We start from the raw sequence: 20,804 nt of genomic DNA, 5'->3' as shown, positions 1-20,804 counted from the left end.
TTTGTTTTTCTCAAAACCAATTCATTCTATTAAAAATTTATTCTTTACTTCCATGATTCTCCCCATAACCATAACCGTAACGTTTACCATAACCATAGTACTTGCCATATTTACCATAGCCATAATAATACCCGTATTTCTTCTTCTGAAGATCCAAACCATTGATTACAACACACAGATTAGGCAGTTTATCATTCTCGGCAAGCTCGTTAATCAAAGTAAACTCAGCCTTGCGGGTGTAGTCAGCACGACAGACATAAACGGATAAATCAACTGTACGGCCGATAAGTAAAGTATCAGTTACCATACCCACAGGGGCTGTATCCAATATCACATAATCAAAATTCTGCTTCAAGATTTCAATAGCCTTTTCCAGTCCATCACGAGCCAACAACTCTGTCGGATTAGGCGGAACTGTTCCACCTGGCAGGATAAACAGATTCTTGTTTATGTCAGAAGGTTGGACCAAATCCATCAAATTTGTAGTCGGATCAGTGAGGAACTGAGTAATACCATGATCCTTTTTAGGAATATTAAATACTTTATTCAAACCCGGCTTACGAATGTCAAGTCCCACAATCACAACTTTCTTTCCTAGTAATGAAAGACTGATAGCCAGATTGGCTGATATAAAAGACTTTCCTTCACCACTGATAGTAGAAGTTACCAGCATCACATTCTTACCATTCTCCAACATAAACTGAAGATTGGTACGGATATTTCGGAAGGTCTCGCTCATCAGATTGTTCTTATTCTCAAATACGGCAATAGAACCTGTCTTTTCGTCTGCTAACGGAATATCGCCAACAACAGGATGCAAAGTCAGCTTCTCAATATCTGCACGACCTTCTATCTTAAACTTAGTCAATCCTATCAAATAAATGATACCTACCGGAATACCTACTCCAAATACCAAAGCCGCCAAATAAATCATCATCCGCTTGGGAGAAACGGGGTGACTGTCTGCCAATGCCTCGTCAATAATCTTGGCGTTATTCGCTGTCGCAGCCAAGGTGATAGCATTTTCTTCACGCTTCTGAAGCAGCATCAGGTAAAGCCCTGCCTTGATTTCTTGCTGGCGGGCAATACTTACAAACTGACGTTCTTGAGTAGGGGCATCATTGATACGGCGGGAATAACGGTTCGCTTCACGAGCCAAATCATCTTTTGTGATTTGCAATCCCTTCAATGTAGCATCCAATGTCGCTTGCACATTGCTGCGCATTGCTCGAATACTGGTATCCAGATTCACGATGGTCGGATTATTCTCCGTCGATGTACGCAGCAGGCGCTTTCTCTCAACCAACATCTGGTTATACCGATTTATCGCATCCGCTGAAGCGGCATCCTGTAACCCGATATTACTTGGCAGTACCTCATACTCATTACCTTTCATATAGCGTTGCAAATCCATCACCAAATTAATCTGTGTCTGATTCTCCACACGTTTCTTTTCATACTCGGCATTCCCCGTCAAGGCAATCTGCGCTTCACTGTTCAAATCGGTAATGCCCGCACTACGCTTGAAATTCTCCAAATCCTGTTCCGTACTGCCTAATTCTTTAGATATAATACCGATACGTTCGTCAATAAATTCGGCTGTTTTCTGCGCAACTTCATTCTTGGCATTATTAGCATTGATATTATACATCTCAAGTAGCTTATTGATAAAATCCATTCCACGCCGGGTACTGGAATTCTTCAGTGAAATTACCACTACGGAAGTTGTCTTCGATGTAGGGGCTATCGACAAAGAATTGGCATATCCCTTCGCCACAGAAATAGGTCTGTTGATGAAAGCAGTGATATGGCGTTCTTTGGCCATATTTTCAAGACGAACTGATGCGGTTGTGTCACTATTTGCAAAAAAGGCAACAGTACCTTCGTCAGTCGGAAACACAGCAGGCAAATCGTCAAAACGTTTCCGATATTCCTTCTCACCTACTGTTATTTGTACATCCATCGCACCCGCAGGCTGCAAAACCATACTGACTTCCATTCTACCCGGGAGTTTGTCCGCTTCCTGAGGAGTCAGGCTCACTAGAACAGGAGAAGCGCGGTACAGTTCCCTGACAGGGAACTCATCTTCATCCATATAAGTAACAAACAGTCCTAAACAATTCACCACCTCCCTTGCTAGAGACTTCGAACGGAGAACCTCGATTTCATTGTCCACATTATTAGACGAGGAGACAAAGCCGTCCAGTCCCATCCTCTCAAGTTCCGAAGACATGTTTGCGCCGCCACCTTTCTTTTCATCCTTGATCAGAACAGTGGCAGAAATATTATATACAGGTGTTGTCAGACGTAAGTATCCCCAGGCAACAGCCAGGCAAATGATTACAGAGACCACAAACCAGGGCCAATGAATCAGATAGCGGAAAAGGAGTTCCTGAATATTGACCTGCTCCTCAGATTGTTCTACACGTTTCTTGTTTTTTTCCTCAATCATACGATAATACTATTTGAAGATTGTTACCAATAAACTTGCCAGTGACACTAGGATAGAAGTAGCGGAGAACCAAAGGCTCGTACTGTTACCAATATCCGAGTTACGCGCCTTCGCCTTATTAGGAGTCACATAAACAATATCATTCTGTTGCAACCAATAATAAGGGGAAAGGAGGGCTTCCGCCTTGTTCAAGTCCAGAGTCACAATTTCTTGTTTACCGTCAGCGCCTTCACGAATCAGTTTTACATTGTCACGAAGTCCCCAGACGGTCATGTCACCTGCCATAGCCAAAGCCTCAAGCAAGTTCACTTTCTCATTACTGATGGTAAACGTACCGGGACGAGCTACCTCACCAATTACGGAAATTTTGTAGTTCACCATGCGGACAGTGACTATCGGAGTCTCCTTGATATAAGGTTTCAATTTTTCTACAATTAATTGCTCGGCTTCTTTCTTAGTCAATCCCCCCACCTTCAATTCACCTAAAACAGGAAAATTTATATTCCCATTATTATCCACGAGATAAGGTTGCAGAACCGATTGAGTAGTTACTTGTGTATTTCCTGTAGCTACACTAGCAGGACTGGCTACTATCAAATTAAACGGAACTGCCAGTTCAGGACTAGTACATGACACTACGATAGTAAGCAAGTCCTTCGGCATGATTCTAGCGTCATACAGAATTTCCTGTTGAACCGTCTCTCTCACAACCTCCGCATCTTGCAGGTAAGGAACTTTCTTATAGGACTGGCAAGAAGCGAATAGAAATATCGCAACCAGACAGGAAAGTATTCCTTTAGTTCTTTTCTGCATACTTGTAGCAATGTAGAATGATTTATTCATAAAAATATTCAAGTTTATTATTCGTTATCAAGCATCTCGAACTTAGGAGAATTCTTTGACTTAAATTCAGGTACTACTTTCTTCATCAGTTTGACCGTATCCATGATCTTAACCGCACGAGACAAATTCTCAAACTCCGCATAAATATCAAGGATATCAGCATATTCATACCGACGCACTTTAGCTATCATAATCTTCTTATTCTCTGTTGGAATTGTGTTTTCTTTATCACTCAGAACCTCTTCGTAAAGTTTTTCACCAGGACGCAAGCCTGTAAATTCAATTTTTATATCTTCACCAGGGCGATAACCGGCCAGTTCAATCATACGGGTAGCCAAATCGACAATCTTAACAGCCTTACCCATCTCAAAGACAAAAATTTCATTACCCTCTCCCATCGTAGCGGCTTCCATTACCAAGCGGCAGGCTTCGGGAATGGTCATAAAGAAACGGATGATATCAGGATGGGTAACTGTAACAGGACCGCCATTTTCTATCTGTTCCCTGAAACGGGGAATAACCGAACCGTTACTGCCCAATACATTACCGAAACGGGTCGTAATGAATTTGGTATTGCCTTTCACCTTTCCTTCACGAATTGCACATCCCAAACTCTGCACATAGATTTCCGCCAGACGTTTGGAACAACCCATCACATTGGTAGGATTCACGGCTTTATCGGTAGAAACCATGATCATTTTTTCAGCACCATATTCCACCGCCATATCAGCAACCTGACGGGAACCGGTGACATTCACCAGAACTGCTTCGCAAGGATTTTCCTCCATTAAAGGCACATGTTTGTAAGCGGCGGCATGAAAGACAATTTGAGGATGATAAAGGTCAAATACCATACGTACACGTTCTTTCACACGTACATCGCCAATCACAGGAATAAAATCTATAGTAGGATAATTCTTCTCAAACTCAAGACGCACGTTATGCAAAGGAGTCTCCGCAGAGTCAAACATGATAAGTTTTTTAATATTCATCTGTACCAACTGGCGACAAAGTTCACTACCAATACTACCAGCAGCACCAGTTACTAAGACAACTTTGCCTCTGAATTCTTCTGCAACTTGACGAAGATTGATATTTATTTCAGCACGTCCTAACAAATCTTCGATCTTAATAGGACGTACCCATTGATGAAAGTTTCCGTCAGAATCAGCTTCGCTAATAGTAGGAGCAATCAAAGTCTTTATTGCACTACTTTTACAGTATTCTAAAAGACGGTTTTCTTCTAAACGGGTATCCTCATAACGGGCAAACAAAATCCCCTGAATACTATGCTTTTTTATAACACAATTGAAATCTTCTTCATTTTCAAAAGAATAAATGGGAAGATCTGTCAAACGACGTCTACTATTATTCCTTCCATATATATAGAAGCCCGCAACTTTATAATGCGCACTATCCCGGAGACGGAGTTTCAAGGATACACTCTTTTCATCAATGCCATAGATAAGAATACGGGTATTCTTTTTATTCATCCAATCCAGCAGAAGATCATAAACGATGATGAGTGATACGCGGAAAACGGTTAGTGCTGCTAATGTCAGCAAACCGTCAAACAGGAGATAGGCTGTTTTATAATTGTATTGTAATTGGGATTCGGATATAATCCAAAAAGAAATTACTAATAAACATCCGACTTTGAATAGTACAGCACACATGATGCGCCAAAGCTCACGTGCCTGAGAAAAGCGGATGGTGTTACGATAGGTGTGAAATAATAAAGCACCAGCAACACTTGCTACTAAAGAGACGCCAACAAATTGACAAAGCATCCAATCACTCATTGGAACATGTGCCATATAATGAATGACGGCATAAGCTACCAATGAACATAATACAGATATTGCCGTGTCAATACCTAAAATAATCCAATAACTGAAATAATTCTTACGGGCATATTGAACTATACCCTTCAATGTCTTTTCCATTTGTTTTCTCAATGATTTATCGGTTCCACATACCCTACAGGTATATCCGCACAAGCGCATCCCAACATATTTAACCGGACAGCTATCTTGCTTTTACCATTTACTGTAACAAACTCCCCTACAAGTCCGGTCAAAGGACCTTTGATAACACGAACCTTCTCGCCACGTGCCAATGGAGCACTATTCATAGAAATGACATCTTCAGAATAGTCAAGCATAAAACGGAAACGAGCCATTTGATCATCTGGAATTACAGTCGGACTACTCTCACCTCGTATTACCATGTACCGACTGACTGTAGATAGTGACAAAACTTCCTTGCGTTCTTTCGGATCGACATACACAAAGACCATCATTGGCAGTAATACTGTTTCGACCAATTTACGGCGGTCGCTCCACTGATGAATCTCCTGCTGAACAGGTATAAAACTTTCAATCCCCATTCTCTCCAAACGCTCCTGCACTTTCTTCTCATGATGCATTCTGGTCATAGCGACATACCAGCGTTTAGAGTGTGCTACGCCTTCCCCTGTCCCAATTTTAGGCCCAGCACTTAAAGTTCCTTCTTTTCTTAGAATCATACTTTTTTACCCCATGTTTATCCGTTACTTCTTAGGTAACGGAAAACACAGTTACGGAACACACACAATCATAAAAATGGAAATTACAGGCATTGACAGGGCACAAAAATGGAACGACCTAATACTCAGCGAGAAATTTCTCGAAATTAGGCAATAAAAAGTTGGAACATGAAATAATCTTATTTTCATGTTCAAGCATTTTTTATTTGAAAAATCAAATAAAACGAAAAAAATTAAAGAATTACTTGTTTACTATCTATGTTTTTGTCTATCTTTGCGTCAAATTTAAATCCGTTACCTAAGAAGTAACACACATGTTTTATCCCTGTTTATTAACACATTACATATTTATCATCGCCCCATGCAGTAGTTTCTAACGTAAGATAAATTCCCTTTATTTACCTCTGTACGTTCTTTAAGTCCGAAGCCTTTCAAATAGATTTGTGTGGTTTTTATAGATTTGTGTCCTAATGATTCACTGATCATCTCAATGGATACCCCCCGATACTTGGCAGTAGTAGCCCAAGAATGGCGAAACGTATAGGAAGTGACCGGAGATTTCAAATACAATTTCCTGGCTAACTCCCTCAAGTTATTATTGAACCGACGGAGAGCAGACTGATATTCCCGATAAGCTCTTTCATCCTTTCGCTTCTTATCACCACGAAGAATATCAAACAGATAATCGGGGCAATCGGGCAGAGCATCCTGATTATTCCGAAGTTGATTAATCATTCCTCTCGCACTATCCAGTATTTCTATGCTCATAGGAGTTTTAGTCTTGATACGATTGTATCGCAACACATTGCTTTCCAATGCAGATTTCTCCAAATGAGCCAAATCGGCGAACGACATTCCACAAAACTGAAACATCAGGGCGGCAATAGCCTGCGTGCGGCGTAATCGTTCCGATTTTGGGTCTTCATACAAGAGCTTGTGCAATTCAGAAGCAGCCAAGGCTTTTTTCTGACGGACATCCACCCCTGTATAAACATCATGGAATAATCGCGGCACATAGGGAGCACTCCCCGCCTCCACTCCACGATTATAAATACTACGAAGCATACGCATATACGTAGAAATCGTGTTGAGCTTCAAGCCACACTCATAAAGATACTGCCCGTAGCATCGTAAACGCTCACGGGTGACTTGTCTGAACGACACATTGGGAGTGTCGCAGAACTTGCTGAAAGAGAAAAGGGCATTCTTGTAGACATGCGCCGTAGAATGACGCCCCTCCTTTCGTAAACGGCCGATGTAGAGCTCTCCACACCGACTAAATCCACTTTTGTTCATCATTTGCATCACTAGTTATTTTATATATATACTATTTGGCAAGCGACAAAAAAACAAATCTTTTTGCAGCTTTATCGCACAGTTGCCAAAGTATATTTTAATATTTATCATTTTTAACTAATGTGAAAATTAGCAATTATGGCTAGTAAAAAGACACCCAAAAGAGAAGCAAAAACACGAGTAAAAAACAATGCCCAAAATTGGAAAAAGAGTGGCGGCAGATGCAAGAAGACTGAAATCATCAGTTGGGATGAACTGGAAAGAAGAGGCGGAATGACCGGAGATGAAACGGCACTTTTCACAGTATATCTGCAAAAGTTGGACGAGGGAGAAATCCATATGGGATACTCCAAAAAGCTAAAAGATTTAGCCAAACAAATCCATGAAAAAGAGCACTTATACGTCTCCAAGCAAGGTGGGTATAAGTTAATGGAAATCAGTAGTATAGAAACAAAGCTATCCGTAATCAGAGGAACTCTCCGGGAGCAGCGGGAAGAAAAAGAAAGACAGGCTAAAGAAAAGGCTTCTAATAAGTATTGACAAAAATAATTGTGCAGGTGAAATGCAAGCTCTACTTTTGCCGCCGTTTTCAACCGGCTGAAAAACAGTAAACTTCTCCCCTAAAAAATAGTGACGCTATCCTGTCGCGATGGCGTCACTATAAGACGAGGATAGTGACGCTATATCTGCAGTATACCGTTACTATCCCGAAAGGGAGAAGTTTATACAATAAACACGAGTAATTTTAATCAAATATTTTATACAATGAAAAGAAATTGTAAGAAAAAAAAGTCTGAAGACTACATGTCAATATGGAAGAAACGTATTGCCGCAGAAAAAGGTATTTCGGAAATATGTGCGGAAAGAATTGTGCAGAAGTGTATGGAACTGGTAAAACATATGCTATATGGAAATGTAATGATAGCTTTTCAGAAACAGGACGGAACATTCTGCCTGGAAAAAGGCACATTGGTAGGATACGAAAAATTTTTCCACCGTGAATTCAGATGCACTGTAAAACAGGAGTCTGTTATCTACTGGAGTGAGGAACAGAATGGGTGGAGAAGATTCAGAATCAGTAACCTGTTGGAGTGGAAAGCAATCGTATAATTTATAATAAAAAATACTGAATAATGAGTATGATAAACAAAGGGATACCTTATTTCCCTACACCGGCTAATTTTTTCGATGAAGAAATTATGGAATTACTGGAAGCCAAATTTGGAGTTTTAGCTTCTTATATTGTTTTGCGGCTACTTTGCAAAATCTATAAAGAGGGATATTACATCTCTTGGGGAAAAGAACAAAACCTGATTTTCATCCGCAAAGTAGGCGGCGGGATAAGAGAGGAAATGATGGAAAAGGTTGTCGAATTATTATTGGAAAAGGGATTTTTCCACAGGGAGATTTACGAAAAATATGGTGTACTGACTTCGGAACGGATTCAGGAAGTGTGGTTCGAAGCAATAACCATATATATTAGAAAACAAGAAGAAAAAAGGGATACGGAAAGAGGACGTGAATGAAGAAAATGCAGACATTTTTCCAACTCAAGAGGACGTGAACCCGGAAAATGACGACATTTCCGGACAAACTAAACTAAAGGAAACTAAACTAAATCTTGAGGAAGAAGAAATAAACGATACTTCGTTTGAAATTCCGGGGTATGCTTACAATCAGGCTACACACAACATGAACGGACTGATAGAAAGCCTGGAACGCCATAAAGTGACGAATCCGAAAGAGAGGCAGACGATTCTTCGGCTGTCGGATTATGGCAGGAAAGGTACTCAGGTGTGGAAACTGCTTTCCAATACGTCCTGGAACAAGATTGGGGCGCCGGGGAAATATATCATTGCGGCGTTAGCCGGCGGACGAAAACAAGCCGGCTGATAAAAAGCCGATAAAAAAGGTACGAAAATTCTGTGCTTCTCACAAATTCTTCGTACCTTTACACTCCGGTAAAACAAGTTCTATCCACATAAAAGATAACAAAATGGAAAACAGAAGTTTAGTAACCATTGCCGAACATTCTAAAGAAAAAATCCTCTACATGCTCGAAATGGCGAAGCAGTTTGAAATGAACCCCAATCGCCGGTTATTGCAAGGCAAGGTAGTAGCAACCTTGTTCTTTGAGCCTTCCACACGTACCCGCTTGAGTTTTGAAACAGCCGCCAACCGTCTCGGTGCACGGGTTATCGGATTCTCCGACCCCAAAGCGACCAGCTCTTCCAAGGGGGAAACACTTAAAGACACGATTATGATGGTAAGTAATTACGCAGACATTATCGTCATGCGCCACCATCTTGAAGGAGCGGCACGGTATGCCAGCGAAGTAGCCCCGGTGCCTATTGTCAATGCAGGAGACGGAGCCAACCAGCATCCGTCGCAAACCATGCTTGACCTCTACTCTATCCACAAGACGCAGGGCACACTGGAAAACCTGAACATCTTCCTGGTAGGCGACTTGAAATACGGACGTACCGTACATTCACTGTTGATGGCCATGCGCCACTTCAACCCTACTTTCCATTTCATCGCTCCCGAAGAACTGAAAATGCCGGAAGAATACAAGCTTTATTGCAAGACTCATCAAATAAAATACGTTGAACATACGGACTTTACCGAAGAAATTATAGCGGATGCCGATATCCTGTATATGACCCGTGTGCAACGCGAACGCTTCACCGACCTGATGGAATACGAACGGGTAAAGAACGTATATATCCTCCGCAACAAAATGCTGGAGAATACCCGTCCGAACCTGCGCATTTTGCACCCGCTGCCACGTGTCAACGAGATTGCATACGACGTGGACGACAACCCGAAAGCATATTACTTTCAACAGGCACAGAATGGTCTGTATGCTCGCGAAGCAATCCTTTGCGATGTGTTAGGTATCACATTAGACGACGTTAAAAACGATATTTTATTATGAGCGAAAATAAACAAGAACTGCAAGTAGCTGCCCTCGAGAACGGGACAGTGATTGACCATATTCCATCCGAAAAGCTCTTTACCGTAGTACAGTTGCTCGGTGTGGAGCATATGACGAGCAATATCACTATCGGATTCAATCTCGAAAGCAAGAAGCTGGGTAAGAAAGGTATCATCAAGATTGCGGATAAGTTTTTCTGCGATGAGGAGATTAACCGTATTTCAGTGGTTGCGCCTCATGTCAAACTGAATATCATCCGTGATTACGAGGTAGTGGAAAAGAAGGAAGTGAAGATGCCGGACGAGCTTCGCGGAATCGTGAAATGCGCCAATCCGAAATGTATCACGAACAATGAGCCGATGGCTACGTTATTCCACGTGATAGACAAGGATAATTGCATCGTAAAATGCCATTATTGCGAGAAAGAACAGAAGCGTGAGGAAATTACCATCCTCTGAATTCTTTGATTCCTCATTTTTAAATCTTTATTCAAATTGAAACAGGACTGGAAACCAGGAACGATGATTTATCCGCTGCCGGCTGTACTGGTCAGCTGCGGAAAAGAAGAAAGTGAATATAATATTATCACTGTGGCATGGACGGGTACGATTTGTACAAACCCGCCCATGTGCTATATATCCGTACGACCGGAACGACATTCTTATGAGATTATCAAAAAAAACATGGAATTCGTTATCAACCTGACAACTAAAGACATGGCTTTTGCCACCGACTGGTGCGGGGTTCGTTCGGGACGCGATTATCATAAATTTGATGAGATGAAGCTCACTCCGGGACGCTGTACTGTGGTCAGCGCACCGCTGATTGAAGAATCTCCTCTTTGCATCGAATGTCGTGTGAAGGAAATTGTTTCTCTCGGTTCGCATGATATGTTCATAGCAGATGTGGTGAATGTACGTGCTGACGACCGGAATCTGAATCCCGAGACCGGAAAACTCGAACTGGCGGAAGCTAATCCGTTGGTGTACGTACATGGCGGATATTATGACTTGGGAGAGAAAATCGGTAAGTTCGGCTGGAGTGTAGAAAAGAAAAAGACATAAACTAAGGACGATATGACCATGAATATGCTGCGTAAAATCCTTTTTCTCGGTTCGTTATCCGTAGCCTGCACGGCTTTCGGACAGAACTTTAACACAGAAAGAGTAGACCGCCCCAATACGAAGAAAATAAATTTCGGTATCAAGGCGGGATTCAATTCTTCTATGTTCATGGTGTCTGAATTGAAAATCAAGGATGTGACGATTGACGAGGTCCAGAATAACTATAAAATCGGTTATTTCGGCGCTCTTTTTATGCGCATCAATATGAAGAAGCACTTCATCCAGCCGGAAGTATCGTACAATGTGACTAAATGCGAAATTACTTTTGACAAGTTGGGTTCGCAGCATCCTGCCATCGAGCCGGATTATGCTTCGGTGCAGTCTGTACTGCATAGTATTGACTTTCCTGTCTTGTATGGATATAATGTGGTGAAGAAAGGGCCGTATGGGATGTCTATCTTTGCAGGTCCCAAGCTCCGTTATTTATGGGGAAAGCAGAATGAAATCACTTTCAAGAACTTCGACCAGAAAGGTATTCACGAAAAGTTGTATCCGTTCAATGTCAGTGTCGTGATTGGCGTTGGCGTCAATATCTCCCGTATCTTCTTTGATTTCCGCTATGAGCAGGGAGTGGGAAATATATCCAAGTCCATTGTGTATGATAATATCAATTCCGACGGTAGTACGGGGGTCAGCAATATCACTTTCCGCCGTCGCGACAGCGCATTAAGTTTTTCGCTGGGATTCATCCTTTAGAAATAAAATATCATTAAATCCGGCTTTTTACTAACATTTTTCTTGCACTTCCTTCATTCTTTATTTATTTTCATTAACTTTGTGCGCTTAAAAATAGGTATCTCGAATTAGAAATTTAATCTTACTTATAAAAGAATGAAAAGAGACGACTTAATTTTCGACATCATCGAAAAAGAGCATCAACGTCAGCTGAAAGGTATCGAGCTGATTGCATCAGAAAACTTTGTGAGTGACCAGGTAATGCAGGCAATGGGTTCTTGTCTGACTAACAAGTACGCAGAAGGTTATCCAGGCAAACGCTACTATGGTGGTTGCGAAGTTGTAGACCAAAGCGAACAAATCGCTATCGACCGTCTGAAAGAAATCTTCGGAGCCGAATGGGCGAACGTACAGCCGCACTCAGGAGCACAAGCTAACGCAGCTGTTTTCCTGGCTGTCCTGAATCCGGGCGACAAATTCATGGGATTGAATCTTGCACACGGCGGACACCTTTCTCATGGTTCACTGGTGAATACTTCGGGGATTATCTATACTCCTTGCGAATATAACCTGAATCAGGAAACAGGACGCGTTGACTACGACCAGATGGAAGAAGTCGCTCTGCGCGAGAAACCGAAAATGATTATCGGCGGTGGTTCTGCTTACTCACGCGAATGGGACTATAAACGTATGCGCGAAATCGCTGACAAAGTAGGCGCTATCCTGATGATCGACATGGCTCACCCAGCCGGTCTGATTGCTGCCGGAGTACTCGAAAACCCGGTTAAATATGCACATATCGTCACTTCTACTACACATAAAACACTTCGCGGACCTCGTGGTGGTGTCATCATGATGGGTAAGGATTTCCCCAATCCGTGGGGTAAGAAGACTCCGAAAGGTGAAATCAAAATGATGTCTCAATTACTGGATTCTGCTGTATTCCCCGGTATCCAAGGCGGACCGTTGGAACACGTGATTGCTGCTAAAGCAGTAGCTTTCGGCGAAATCCTGCAACCTGAATTTAAGGAATATGCAAAACAGGTACAGAAAAATGCGGCTGTACTTGCACAGGCTCTTGTAGACCGTGGCTTTACCATCGTTTCCGGTGGTACTGACAATCACTCTATGCTGGTAGACCTGCGTAGCAAATATCCTGACCTGACAGGTAAAGTGGCAGAAAAAGCATTGGTTTCTGCTGACATTACCGTTAACAAGAATATGGTTCCGTTTGACAGCCGTTCGGCTTTCCAGACTTCCGGTATCCGTTTGGGTACTCCTGCCATCACTACCCGTGGTGCTAAGGAAGACTTGATGATTGAAATTGCTGAAATGATTGAGACTGTATTGTCTAACGTAGAAAACGAAGAGGTTATCGCACAAGTACGTGCACGTGTCAATGAGACAATGAAGAAGTATCCTCTTTTTGCTGATTAAAAAACTCTTTTCTGATAGTTCAGGCTATCAGTTACCTTTTTACATTTTTATATCAGGTCTGTTCTTTGAGAAAAGAGCAGACCTGTTTTTTATATTTATTAACCATGCTGTCCGAACTATCTGTCAGAAAATTCGTTTTTCTTATTACAAAAAGGATATAAAATATCTCTTCAACAGAAATGAATTCAATCGTACAGTGTGCAAGAAGAGATATAAAAAAGCGCACTGGACTCTATATACAAGCATCCCCGTCTTTCCCTATTGATTTATAAGGAAAGACGGGGATTTATCAATGTAGTGTTGGAGCAAGATTTCCCTGCGGTAATACTAGCTCAATCCTTCTATTTCTCCGTCTATGATATCTATATGCAACGCTTGCGGTTCTTTAGGCAGTCCCGGCATACGGAGAATTTCTCCTGCTATCGCCACAATCATTTCCGCACCGTTATTGATAACTATATCCTTGATATGGAATTCGAAATTATTCACTGCACCATAAATTTTAGGGTCGGCAGAGAATGAATATTGTGTTTTGGCGATACAGACCGAATAATGGGTAATTCCCATTTTCTCGATCAGCTTGATGCGATTGCGGGCAATGCTGCTGTAAGTGATGACACTTGCCCCGTAGATATTAGTAGCTACCTTTTCAATCTTCTGTTCGATGCCGTCTTCTTCTTTGTACGTATAGCGCAGAGATTCGGATGGTTTGTTTTCGATGGTGTCCACTACCAGGCGTGCCATGTCTACTGCCCCCTCTCCGCCTTCACTGAAGGCGTTGTTGATGGCAAAGCCTACGCCCAGTTGTTCGCAATGCTCGCGAAGCAGTTCCATTTCTTCGTCTGTATCAGTCGCAAACTTATTGAAGGCTACAATCACAGTCTGTCCGAAAGAGCGGAGATTGCGGACATGCTTGTCCAGGTTGCGCAATCCTTCTTTCAGTCCTTCCATGTTCGGTTCTTTGATACGGTCGAGACTGACACCGCCGTGCATTTTCAGTCCTTGCGCGGTGGCAACAATTACTGTCAGGCATGGCTGGAGTCCGCTTTTACGGCATTTGATATTATAAAACTTTTCTGCGCCGAGGTCGGCACCGAATCCGGCTTCTGTTATTACGTAGTCGCCGAAAGACATAGCCAATTTGGTAGCCAAGATAGAATTGCAACCGTGGGCGATGTTGGCAAACGGGCCACCGTGTACGAAAGCGGCAGTTCCTTCAGTGGTTTGAACAAGGTTGGGATGGATGGCATCTTTCAGCAATACGGTGATGGCTCCTGCCACTCCCAGGTCTTTGACTGTGAAAGGTTTGTCGTCGTAGGTGAATCCGAGCAGGATATTTTCAATACGGCGGCGCAGGTCGTTTATGTCTTTAGAGAGACAGAGGATGGCCATAATCTCGGAAGCGGGTGTAATGTCGAAACCGGATTCTTGGGTGATACCATTTGATTTCGGTCCCAAGCCAACGACAATGCTGCGCAATGAACGGTCGTTCACATCGAGCACCCGGCGCCAAAGGATTTCTTTCAGTCCGAAACCTTTTGACTGGTTCTGATAAAGGTAATTGTCCAACAAGGCGGAAATCATGTTGTGAGCAGAGGTGATGGCGTGAAAGTCACCGGTGAAATGGAGATTGATTTTATCCATCGGGAGTACCTGGGCGTATCCGCCGCCGGCTGCTCCGCCCTTCATGCCGAAGCATGGGCCGAGAGAAGGTTCGCGCAAAGCGACAATCGCGTTCTTTCCTATCTTGTTGAGTCCCAAGGCAAGACCAATAGATACCGTAGTTTTACCAATACCCGCTTTGGTGGCTGTAATGGCAGTTACCAAGATAAGGTTACTCTTCTTTACTTTCGCCTCGTCAATCAGTTGTTCGGGAATCTTTGCGATATAGCGACCATAATTCTCTACTTCCTCGCGGGGGATTCCGATACTTTCGGCAACTTGCTTTACTTTTTTCAGCTCAATGCTGCGAGCAATTTCTATGTCTGATTTCATACAGAATATGATTAGTTTTATTTTGAAAAGGCAAAAGTATAACAAAAAAGCGAGATTGAGAAATTATAGGCTCATCGGATATTATATCTCATTCGTCGTAAACAAATCGTAAATGTCCTTATCTTTTTGTTTCTCTTCCAGTTCTTCCAGGGAATCCGCTTCCACCGGTCTGAAAACAAGATACTGGAGATAACAGAACTCCTGACCGGGCAGCACATCTCTCATCTGATTATGCAGTTTATACAGAATTTCTCCTTCTGTCAACGTGACGCCATTATCAGCTTCCATATCATATAATTCCAAATGTCCTGTTCGCGGATTATAGTAGCAAAGAGTAAAGGACGGTTGTTTAACTACTATAACATCGGGGTTCCAGAAATGTTTTCCATGTTCCGTTTGAAACGCCATTACATCATGAATAAAAGTACGATAATCCGTATATTCGGTTTCTGTAAATTTCCAGGCAATATCAGCAAACAGAACGTCATCATCATCCAAAGAGGAACAACATGACAAGTCACATATCATTTCTTTTCCTGCTGTCCATCCTTTGTGAATCCAGCCATTCATTGTATCCGGTTCTCCCAAACGTTCCATATAGGGGACAAGCTCATTCTGTAGTTTATACATCCATTGATCCATACGAATACTCTCTCCATTGTCCGGGCGAATCTCTAATTCAAATTTTACAGGTTTCTCCGCATATTCTTTATTGTATCGGATGAGAATACGTGGCGTCTCGTATATTTTATCATCCTCATCGATCTCATCCCATTCGAAACGAAAATGCTCTAATTCTTTCTTGAATTGGTCGAATGTTTCATACTTCTTATTCTTGAAATGCCACGGGAAATATATATACTTCTGATAAGGAGAATCATGTACCGTAGTCCGGTTACGAAAGATTTTCTTGAATATCCAATTGAACTTTCCATAGCATAACAAAAGATTGAGCAATAAGAGAAGGCTGATGAAAAGTATCCAGTTCCAGTTACGAAGCGTATATTTCTGCATATCGACCGCCAGTTTCATGGCCGTTTCATCATAACGGACGGGGACTTCGGTTCCCTGTCCCACCCAGTCAAAAGTACACTCACCCTGGCTCACTTCTACTGCAATACTATCACTTGTCACAAAGCAAAAGTTATCATATTTATATTGGGCTATATATTCTTTTCCCGTACTTCGTACCATCAACTCGTCAATATCAGAGTATACACAAACAAACATCATATAGAGAGCGACACACTGGAAGATTCCCAAATAGATGAGAAGCTCGGACTTACCGTTTTCTTTGCCCATAGAAGCCAAGGCATGCTTCGACATTATAGACATAAAGACTGCTGCTATCACTGCTGCCAACAATCCCAATAGCCACTCATTTTCTTCTCCAATCTTATTGGAGATATAGTCTATTCTGGGTGAAACGCTTATCCAGTGTGTGGTTGTCCCGACGCCGTTGTTTATAATAACGCGGAAGAAGGAATTAAATACCCATTTCTTTTTATCATAGTTACCTGTTTCCATCAAATGGCGCAGGCTATCCTGTTCATGCAATTCTGCCAGTTTACGTTCCTGCGCTTTCTGTTGTTTGATTCTTTCTTCCGCCAGCTGACGGCGTCTCTTGTCAATATAACGAAGAACTTCTCTTTTCATTCTCTCTGATGTAACGGCATCCAGATATTTGTTGGATTTGAAATCTTTATCATCAATAGACATTCCTTCTGTCTGTTGCAACCAGAAATCTAAAGTCGGCTTTTCTGAATTCACACCTGTAAAGCAGGTGTATGCTGCATAAATCAGCATATCTTTCTTCACGCGCACAGTCATATTCGTACTCTCGTTCTGTAACTGGCGTATTGCCAAAGTATCCCCTTTTTTTATTGAGATATAGTTATCCGGAATCAAAGTAAATTCTTTTCTTTGTGCCTGAACAAATAAGGATAGAAAACAGCACAGAGGACCTAATAGCAGTTTTGTCTTTATCATACAAGTAGTTGTCGTTAATTATTAATCTTACAAATTTAATATTATATTTCAAAAGAGCAAAACACCTATAAAGAAACAAACTCTTTTCATCCAAAAACTGTTGTAAGTAGCATAACCTAAACAACAACTTAATTATGGAATGGATTATTAATCAACTAAGGGTACACCCGGAGCTTGCCATTTTTCTCACTCTCTTTGCGGGATTTTGGTTGGGCAGACTCAAAATCGGGAAGTTTTCTTTAGGCACAGTGACCAGTGTTCTGCTGGTCGGGGTATTGGTAGGACAACTAAATATTACCGTAGACGGCCCGATGAAAGCTGTGTTTTTTCTGCTCTTTTTATTTGCCGTAGGCTACAAGGTAGGGCCACAGTTCTTCCGGGGATTGAAAAAGGACGGTCTGCCACAGGTAGGATTTGCCGTACTGATGTGTATTGTCAGCCTGGTAGCCCCGTGGATACTGGCCAAAATTATGGGGTATCATGTGGGAGAAGCTGCCGGATTGCTGGCAGGTTCGCAGACTATTTCAGCCGTTATCGGTGTGGCAAGCGATACTATCAATCAGTTGGGTATCAGCGAAGCACAGAAAGCTACGTATATCAATGCTATTCCGGTGGCTTACGCCGTGACATATATTTTCGGTACGGCAGGCTCGGCATGGATTCTGGCTTCTCTCGGCCCGAAGATGCTGGGCGGGCTGGATAAGGTAAAGGCGGATTGCAAAGCGTTGGAAGCACAAATGGGAACTTCGGAAGTAGATGAGCCGGGATTCTCTCCTGCCCTTCGCCCCGTAGTCTTCCGTGCTTACAAAATCACAAATAAGTGGTTTGGAAAAGGGAAAAATGTCAGCGAACTGGAAGCCTATCTGACCGGAAAAGACAAACGGTTATTTGTAGAACGGGTTCGCCAACAGGGAGTCGTGAAGGAAGTCAGTCCCGACATGGTTCTTCAATCGGGAGATGAAGTCGTATTGAGCGGACGACGGGAGTTCGTTATCGGTGAAGAAGATTGGATCGGGCCGGAAGTGGTAGACGCACAGTTGCTCGATTTTCCGGCGGAGACGCTTCCGGTAATGGTTACTCACCGGACTTTCGCGGGAGAAAAGATAGCGACAATCCGGGCACAGAAATTTATGCATGGTGTCAGTATCCGCAGTATCAAGCGTGCAGGTATCAATGTTCCTGTACTTGCGCAGACAGTGGTGGATTCGGGAGATATTCTCGAACTTACAGGAATGAAGCATGAAGTGGAAGGAGCTGCCAGGCAGATGGGGTATGTTGACCGTCCGACTAATCAGACGGATATGATCTTCGTAGGGCTGGGTATTTTGGTCGGCGGGCTTGCCGGTGCGCTGGCAATCCATTTGGGTGGTATTCCTATCAGTCTCTCCACGAGTGGCGGCGCATTGATTGCAGGGCTTATATTCGGTTGGCTGCGCAGCAAGCATCCTACTTTCGGCGGTATCCCCGAACCTTCTTTATGGGTACTGAATAATGTAGGGCTGAATATGTTTATCGCAGTGGTCGGTATTGCCGCAGGCCCCAGTTTCGTAGCCGGGTTCAAGGATGTAGGTTTCAGTCTGTTTATCGTCGGTGCGCTGGCTACGGCAATTCCGTTGCTTTGCGGGTTATTGATGGCAAGATATGTATTCAAATTCCACCCTGCCCTGTCTTTGGGATGTACGGCGGGGGCACGTACTACAACTGCCGCGTTGGGAGCTATCCAGGATGCGGTGGAAAGTGATACTCCGGCTTTGGGATATACGGTTACCTATGCTGTCGGCAACACGTTGCTGATTATTTGGGGAGTGGTTATCGTGCTACTGATGTAGACGTTGGCCGGATATTTTAGACAATTCATTAACTAATCATAGATTTCACATTATGGAAAAGAAAGACAATAGCCCGGCTATTAGCAAAAGCTACGCCAGGAAAATGGAAACCATCAGCCCTTTCGAGCTTAAAAACAAGCTCATTGATATGGCGGATGAAAGTATCAAGAAAATAGCGCATACCATGCTGAATGCCGGTCGGGGAAATCCGAACTGGATTGCTACCGAACCCCGGGAAGCATTCTTCCTGTTGGGACAATTCGGGCTTTGCGAATGTCGTCGTGTATTTTCACTGGAAGAAGGAGTAGCGGGTATTCCGCAAAAAGCAGGGATAGCCGCCCGTTTCGAGGCGTTCCTGAAAGATAATGAGAAAGCAGCGGGTGTCAATCTGCTGAAAGAGGGGTATAATTATATGTTGATGGAACATGCGGCCGATCCGGACACGCTTGTTCACGAATGGGCGGAATCCGTTATCGGCGACCAGTATCCTGTGCCCGACCGTATTCTGCATTTCACGGAACTGATTGTACAGGATTATCTGGCACAGGAAATGTGCGACCGCCGTCCGCCGAAAGGGACTTTCGATCTTTTCGCTACTGAAGGGGGAACGGCTGCCATGTGTTATCTGTTTGATTCGCTTCAGGAGAATTTTCTGTTGAATCAGGGAGATGCTATCGCGTTGATGATTCCAGTATTTACGCCTTATATCGAGATTCCGCAATTACGGCGTTATCAGTTCGATGTTACCGAAATATCTGCCGACCAGATGACTGCTGACGGATTACATACGTGGCAGTATAAAGATGAAGATATTGACAAGCTGAAAAATCCGCAAATCAAAGCATTGTTTATCACGAATCCGAGCAATCCGCCCAGCTATGCGCTTAGCGCGGAGACTGCCGCACGTATTGTCAACATCGTGAAGAATGACAATCCGAATCTGATGGTTATCACGGACGATGTGTATGGAACGTTTATCCCCCACTTCCGTTCGTTGATGGCGGAATTACCGCATAATACGCTTTGCGTTTATTCTTTCTCCAAATATTTCGGAGCTACAGGATGGAGAAATGCAGTGATAGCTTTACACGAAGACAACATCTACGACAAAATGATAGCTCGCCTGTCGGATGAGCAGAAGGCAATCTTAAACAAGCGTTATTCGAGTCTTGATTTGCATCCTGAAAAGATGAAGTTTATTGACCGTATGGTGGCTGATAGCCGTCAGATAGCATTGAATCATACGGCAGGGCTTTCTCTTCCCCAACAAATGCAGATGAGTTTGTTTGCTTTATTTTCCTTGCTTGATAAGGAAGACCGTTATAAGGCCAAGATGCAGGAGATTATCCGTCGTCGTCTGCATGCGTTATGGGATAACACCGGTTTCACATTGATCGAAGATCCGCTGCGTGCCGGATATTATTCGGAGATTGACATGCTGGTGTGGGCGAAGAAATTTTATGGGGATGACTTCGTTGCTTATCTGCAAAAGACGTATAATCCGTTGGATATTGTGTTCCGTCTCGCCAATGAGACTTCGCTCGTGCTACTGAATGGCGGTGGTTTTGCGGGGCCAAAATGGAGTGTCCGCGTATCACTCGCCAATCTGAATGAAGCTGATTATGTAAAAATCGGACAAAGCATCAAGCGGGTATTGGAAGAATATGCCGAAGTGTGGAAGGCATCTATTCAATAAAAG

At 43.0% G+C, this 20,804-nt stretch carries 16 protein-coding genes and 1 pseudogene; 10 read left to right on the top strand and 7 right to left on the bottom strand.

Translation table 11 applies throughout. From position 1 onward, the window contains the following. Positions 1 to 37: 37 nt before the first annotated feature. The 5 genes from HC965_RS08445 to HC965_RS08425 form a co-directional block, all read right to left on the bottom strand. Complete coding sequence (locus HC965_RS08445) at positions 38 to 2,452, bottom strand: polysaccharide biosynthesis tyrosine autokinase (protein ID WP_191031078.1); 2,415 nt, start codon at positions 2,450 to 2,452, stop codon at positions 38 to 40. Between the two features lie 9 nt (positions 2,453 to 2,461). Then, entirely contained in the window at positions 2,462 to 3,295 is an 834-nt protein-coding gene (locus HC965_RS08440; protein WP_191031077.1) for a polysaccharide biosynthesis/export family protein, read from the bottom strand. A gap of 17 nt (positions 3,296 to 3,312) precedes the next feature. Further along, positions 3,313 to 5,241 carry a nucleoside-diphosphate sugar epimerase/dehydratase gene (locus HC965_RS08435; RefSeq protein ID WP_191031076.1) on the bottom strand — a complete coding sequence of 643 codons (1,929 nt, stop codon included), beginning with the start codon at positions 5,239 to 5,241 and terminating at the stop codon, positions 3,313 to 3,315. An 8-nt stretch (positions 5,242 to 5,249) separates the two neighbouring features. Beyond that, the gene (locus HC965_RS08430; RefSeq protein ID WP_191031075.1) at positions 5,250 to 5,822 is read right to left on the bottom strand and encodes a UpxY family transcription antiterminator; all 573 of its coding nucleotides are present in this window, start codon (positions 5,820 to 5,822) and stop codon (positions 5,250 to 5,252) included. Positions 5,823 to 6,173: 351 nt separating this feature from the next. Continuing rightward, positions 6,174 to 7,127 carry a tyrosine-type DNA invertase cluster 3b gene (locus HC965_RS08425; RefSeq protein ID WP_191031074.1) on the bottom strand — a complete coding sequence of 318 codons (954 nt, stop codon included), beginning with the start codon at positions 7,125 to 7,127 and terminating at the stop codon, positions 6,174 to 6,176. Positions 7,128 to 7,256: 129 nt separating this feature from the next. Between HC965_RS08425 and HC965_RS08420 the strand changes: the two genes are divergently transcribed. The 8 genes and pseudogenes from HC965_RS08420 (at position 7,257) to glyA (ending at position 13,292) form a co-directional block, all read left to right on the top strand. Next, the gene (locus tag HC965_RS08420) at positions 7,257 to 7,658 is read left to right on the top strand and encodes a DUF4119 family protein (protein WP_191031073.1); all 402 of its coding nucleotides are present in this window, start codon (positions 7,257 to 7,259) and stop codon (positions 7,656 to 7,658) included. Positions 7,659 to 7,883: 225 nt separating this feature from the next. Further along, the gene (locus tag HC965_RS08415) at positions 7,884 to 8,228 is read left to right on the top strand and encodes an SH3 beta-barrel fold-containing protein (RefSeq protein ID WP_191031072.1); all 345 of its coding nucleotides are present in this window, start codon (positions 7,884 to 7,886) and stop codon (positions 8,226 to 8,228) included. A 23-nt stretch (positions 8,229 to 8,251) separates the two neighbouring features. Continuing rightward, positions 8,252 to 9,011: pseudogene (locus tag HC965_RS26850) on the top strand (DUF4373 domain-containing protein). Between the two features lie 103 nt (positions 9,012 to 9,114). Further along, positions 9,115 to 10,056, top strand: a complete 942-nt coding sequence (gene pyrB, locus HC965_RS08405) for an aspartate carbamoyltransferase (protein ID WP_191031071.1) — start codon at positions 9,115 to 9,117, stop codon at positions 10,054 to 10,056. Continuing rightward, on the top strand, positions 10,053 to 10,514 hold the full coding sequence (gene pyrI / locus HC965_RS08400; protein ID WP_044654188.1) for an aspartate carbamoyltransferase regulatory subunit: 462 nt from the start codon (positions 10,053 to 10,055) through the stop codon (positions 10,512 to 10,514). The genes pyrB and pyrI overlap by 4 nt, the downstream gene beginning before the upstream one ends. Positions 10,515 to 10,550: 36 nt before the next feature. Next, the gene (locus tag HC965_RS08395) at positions 10,551 to 11,120 is read left to right on the top strand and encodes a flavin reductase family protein (RefSeq protein ID WP_191031070.1); all 570 of its coding nucleotides are present in this window, start codon (positions 10,551 to 10,553) and stop codon (positions 11,118 to 11,120) included. Between the two features lie 18 nt (positions 11,121 to 11,138). Continuing rightward, positions 11,139 to 11,876: a porin family protein gene (locus HC965_RS08390; RefSeq protein WP_191031405.1), complete on the top strand. Its 738-nt coding sequence runs from the start codon at positions 11,139 to 11,141 to the stop codon at positions 11,874 to 11,876. A gap of 135 nt (positions 11,877 to 12,011) precedes the next feature. Next, positions 12,012 to 13,292, top strand: a complete 1,281-nt coding sequence (gene glyA, locus HC965_RS08385; RefSeq protein ID WP_191031069.1) for a serine hydroxymethyltransferase — start codon at positions 12,012 to 12,014, stop codon at positions 13,290 to 13,292. A 327-nt stretch (positions 13,293 to 13,619) separates the two neighbouring features. Here the strand turns inward: glyA and HC965_RS08380 are convergent, their stop codons facing one another. Together HC965_RS08380 and HC965_RS08375 are read right to left on the bottom strand one after the other, a co-directional pair. Beyond that, positions 13,620 to 15,287: a formate--tetrahydrofolate ligase gene (locus tag HC965_RS08380; protein WP_191031068.1), complete on the bottom strand. Its 1,668-nt coding sequence runs from the start codon at positions 15,285 to 15,287 to the stop codon at positions 13,620 to 13,622. Between the two features lie 81 nt (positions 15,288 to 15,368). After that, entirely contained in the window at positions 15,369 to 17,276 is a 1,908-nt protein-coding gene (locus tag HC965_RS08375; RefSeq protein ID WP_191031067.1) for a hypothetical protein, read from the bottom strand. Positions 17,277 to 17,410: 134 nt separating this feature from the next. Here HC965_RS08375 and aspT point away from each other — a divergent pair, with 134 nt between their 5' ends. Both aspT and aspD read left to right on the top strand, forming a co-directional pair. Beyond that, a complete protein-coding gene (aspT, locus tag HC965_RS08370) occupies positions 17,411 to 19,105 on the top strand; it encodes an aspartate-alanine antiporter (protein WP_191031066.1) in 1,695 nt (564 codons plus the stop codon). A 52-nt stretch (positions 19,106 to 19,157) separates the two neighbouring features. Beyond that, on the top strand, positions 19,158 to 20,801 hold the full coding sequence (gene aspD / locus HC965_RS08365; RefSeq protein WP_191031065.1) for an aspartate 4-decarboxylase: 1,644 nt from the start codon (positions 19,158 to 19,160) through the stop codon (positions 20,799 to 20,801). The last annotated feature ends 3 nt before the right edge of the window (positions 20,802 to 20,804 follow it).

Origin of the sequence: Bacteroides sp. GM023 (assembly GCF_014750685.1) — a bacterium.
Taxonomy (GTDB): domain Bacteria; phylum Bacteroidota; class Bacteroidia; order Bacteroidales; family Bacteroidaceae; genus Bacteroides.
Note: the sequence above shows the minus strand (reverse complement) of the source record. Positions and strands in the feature narration are given on the sequence as shown.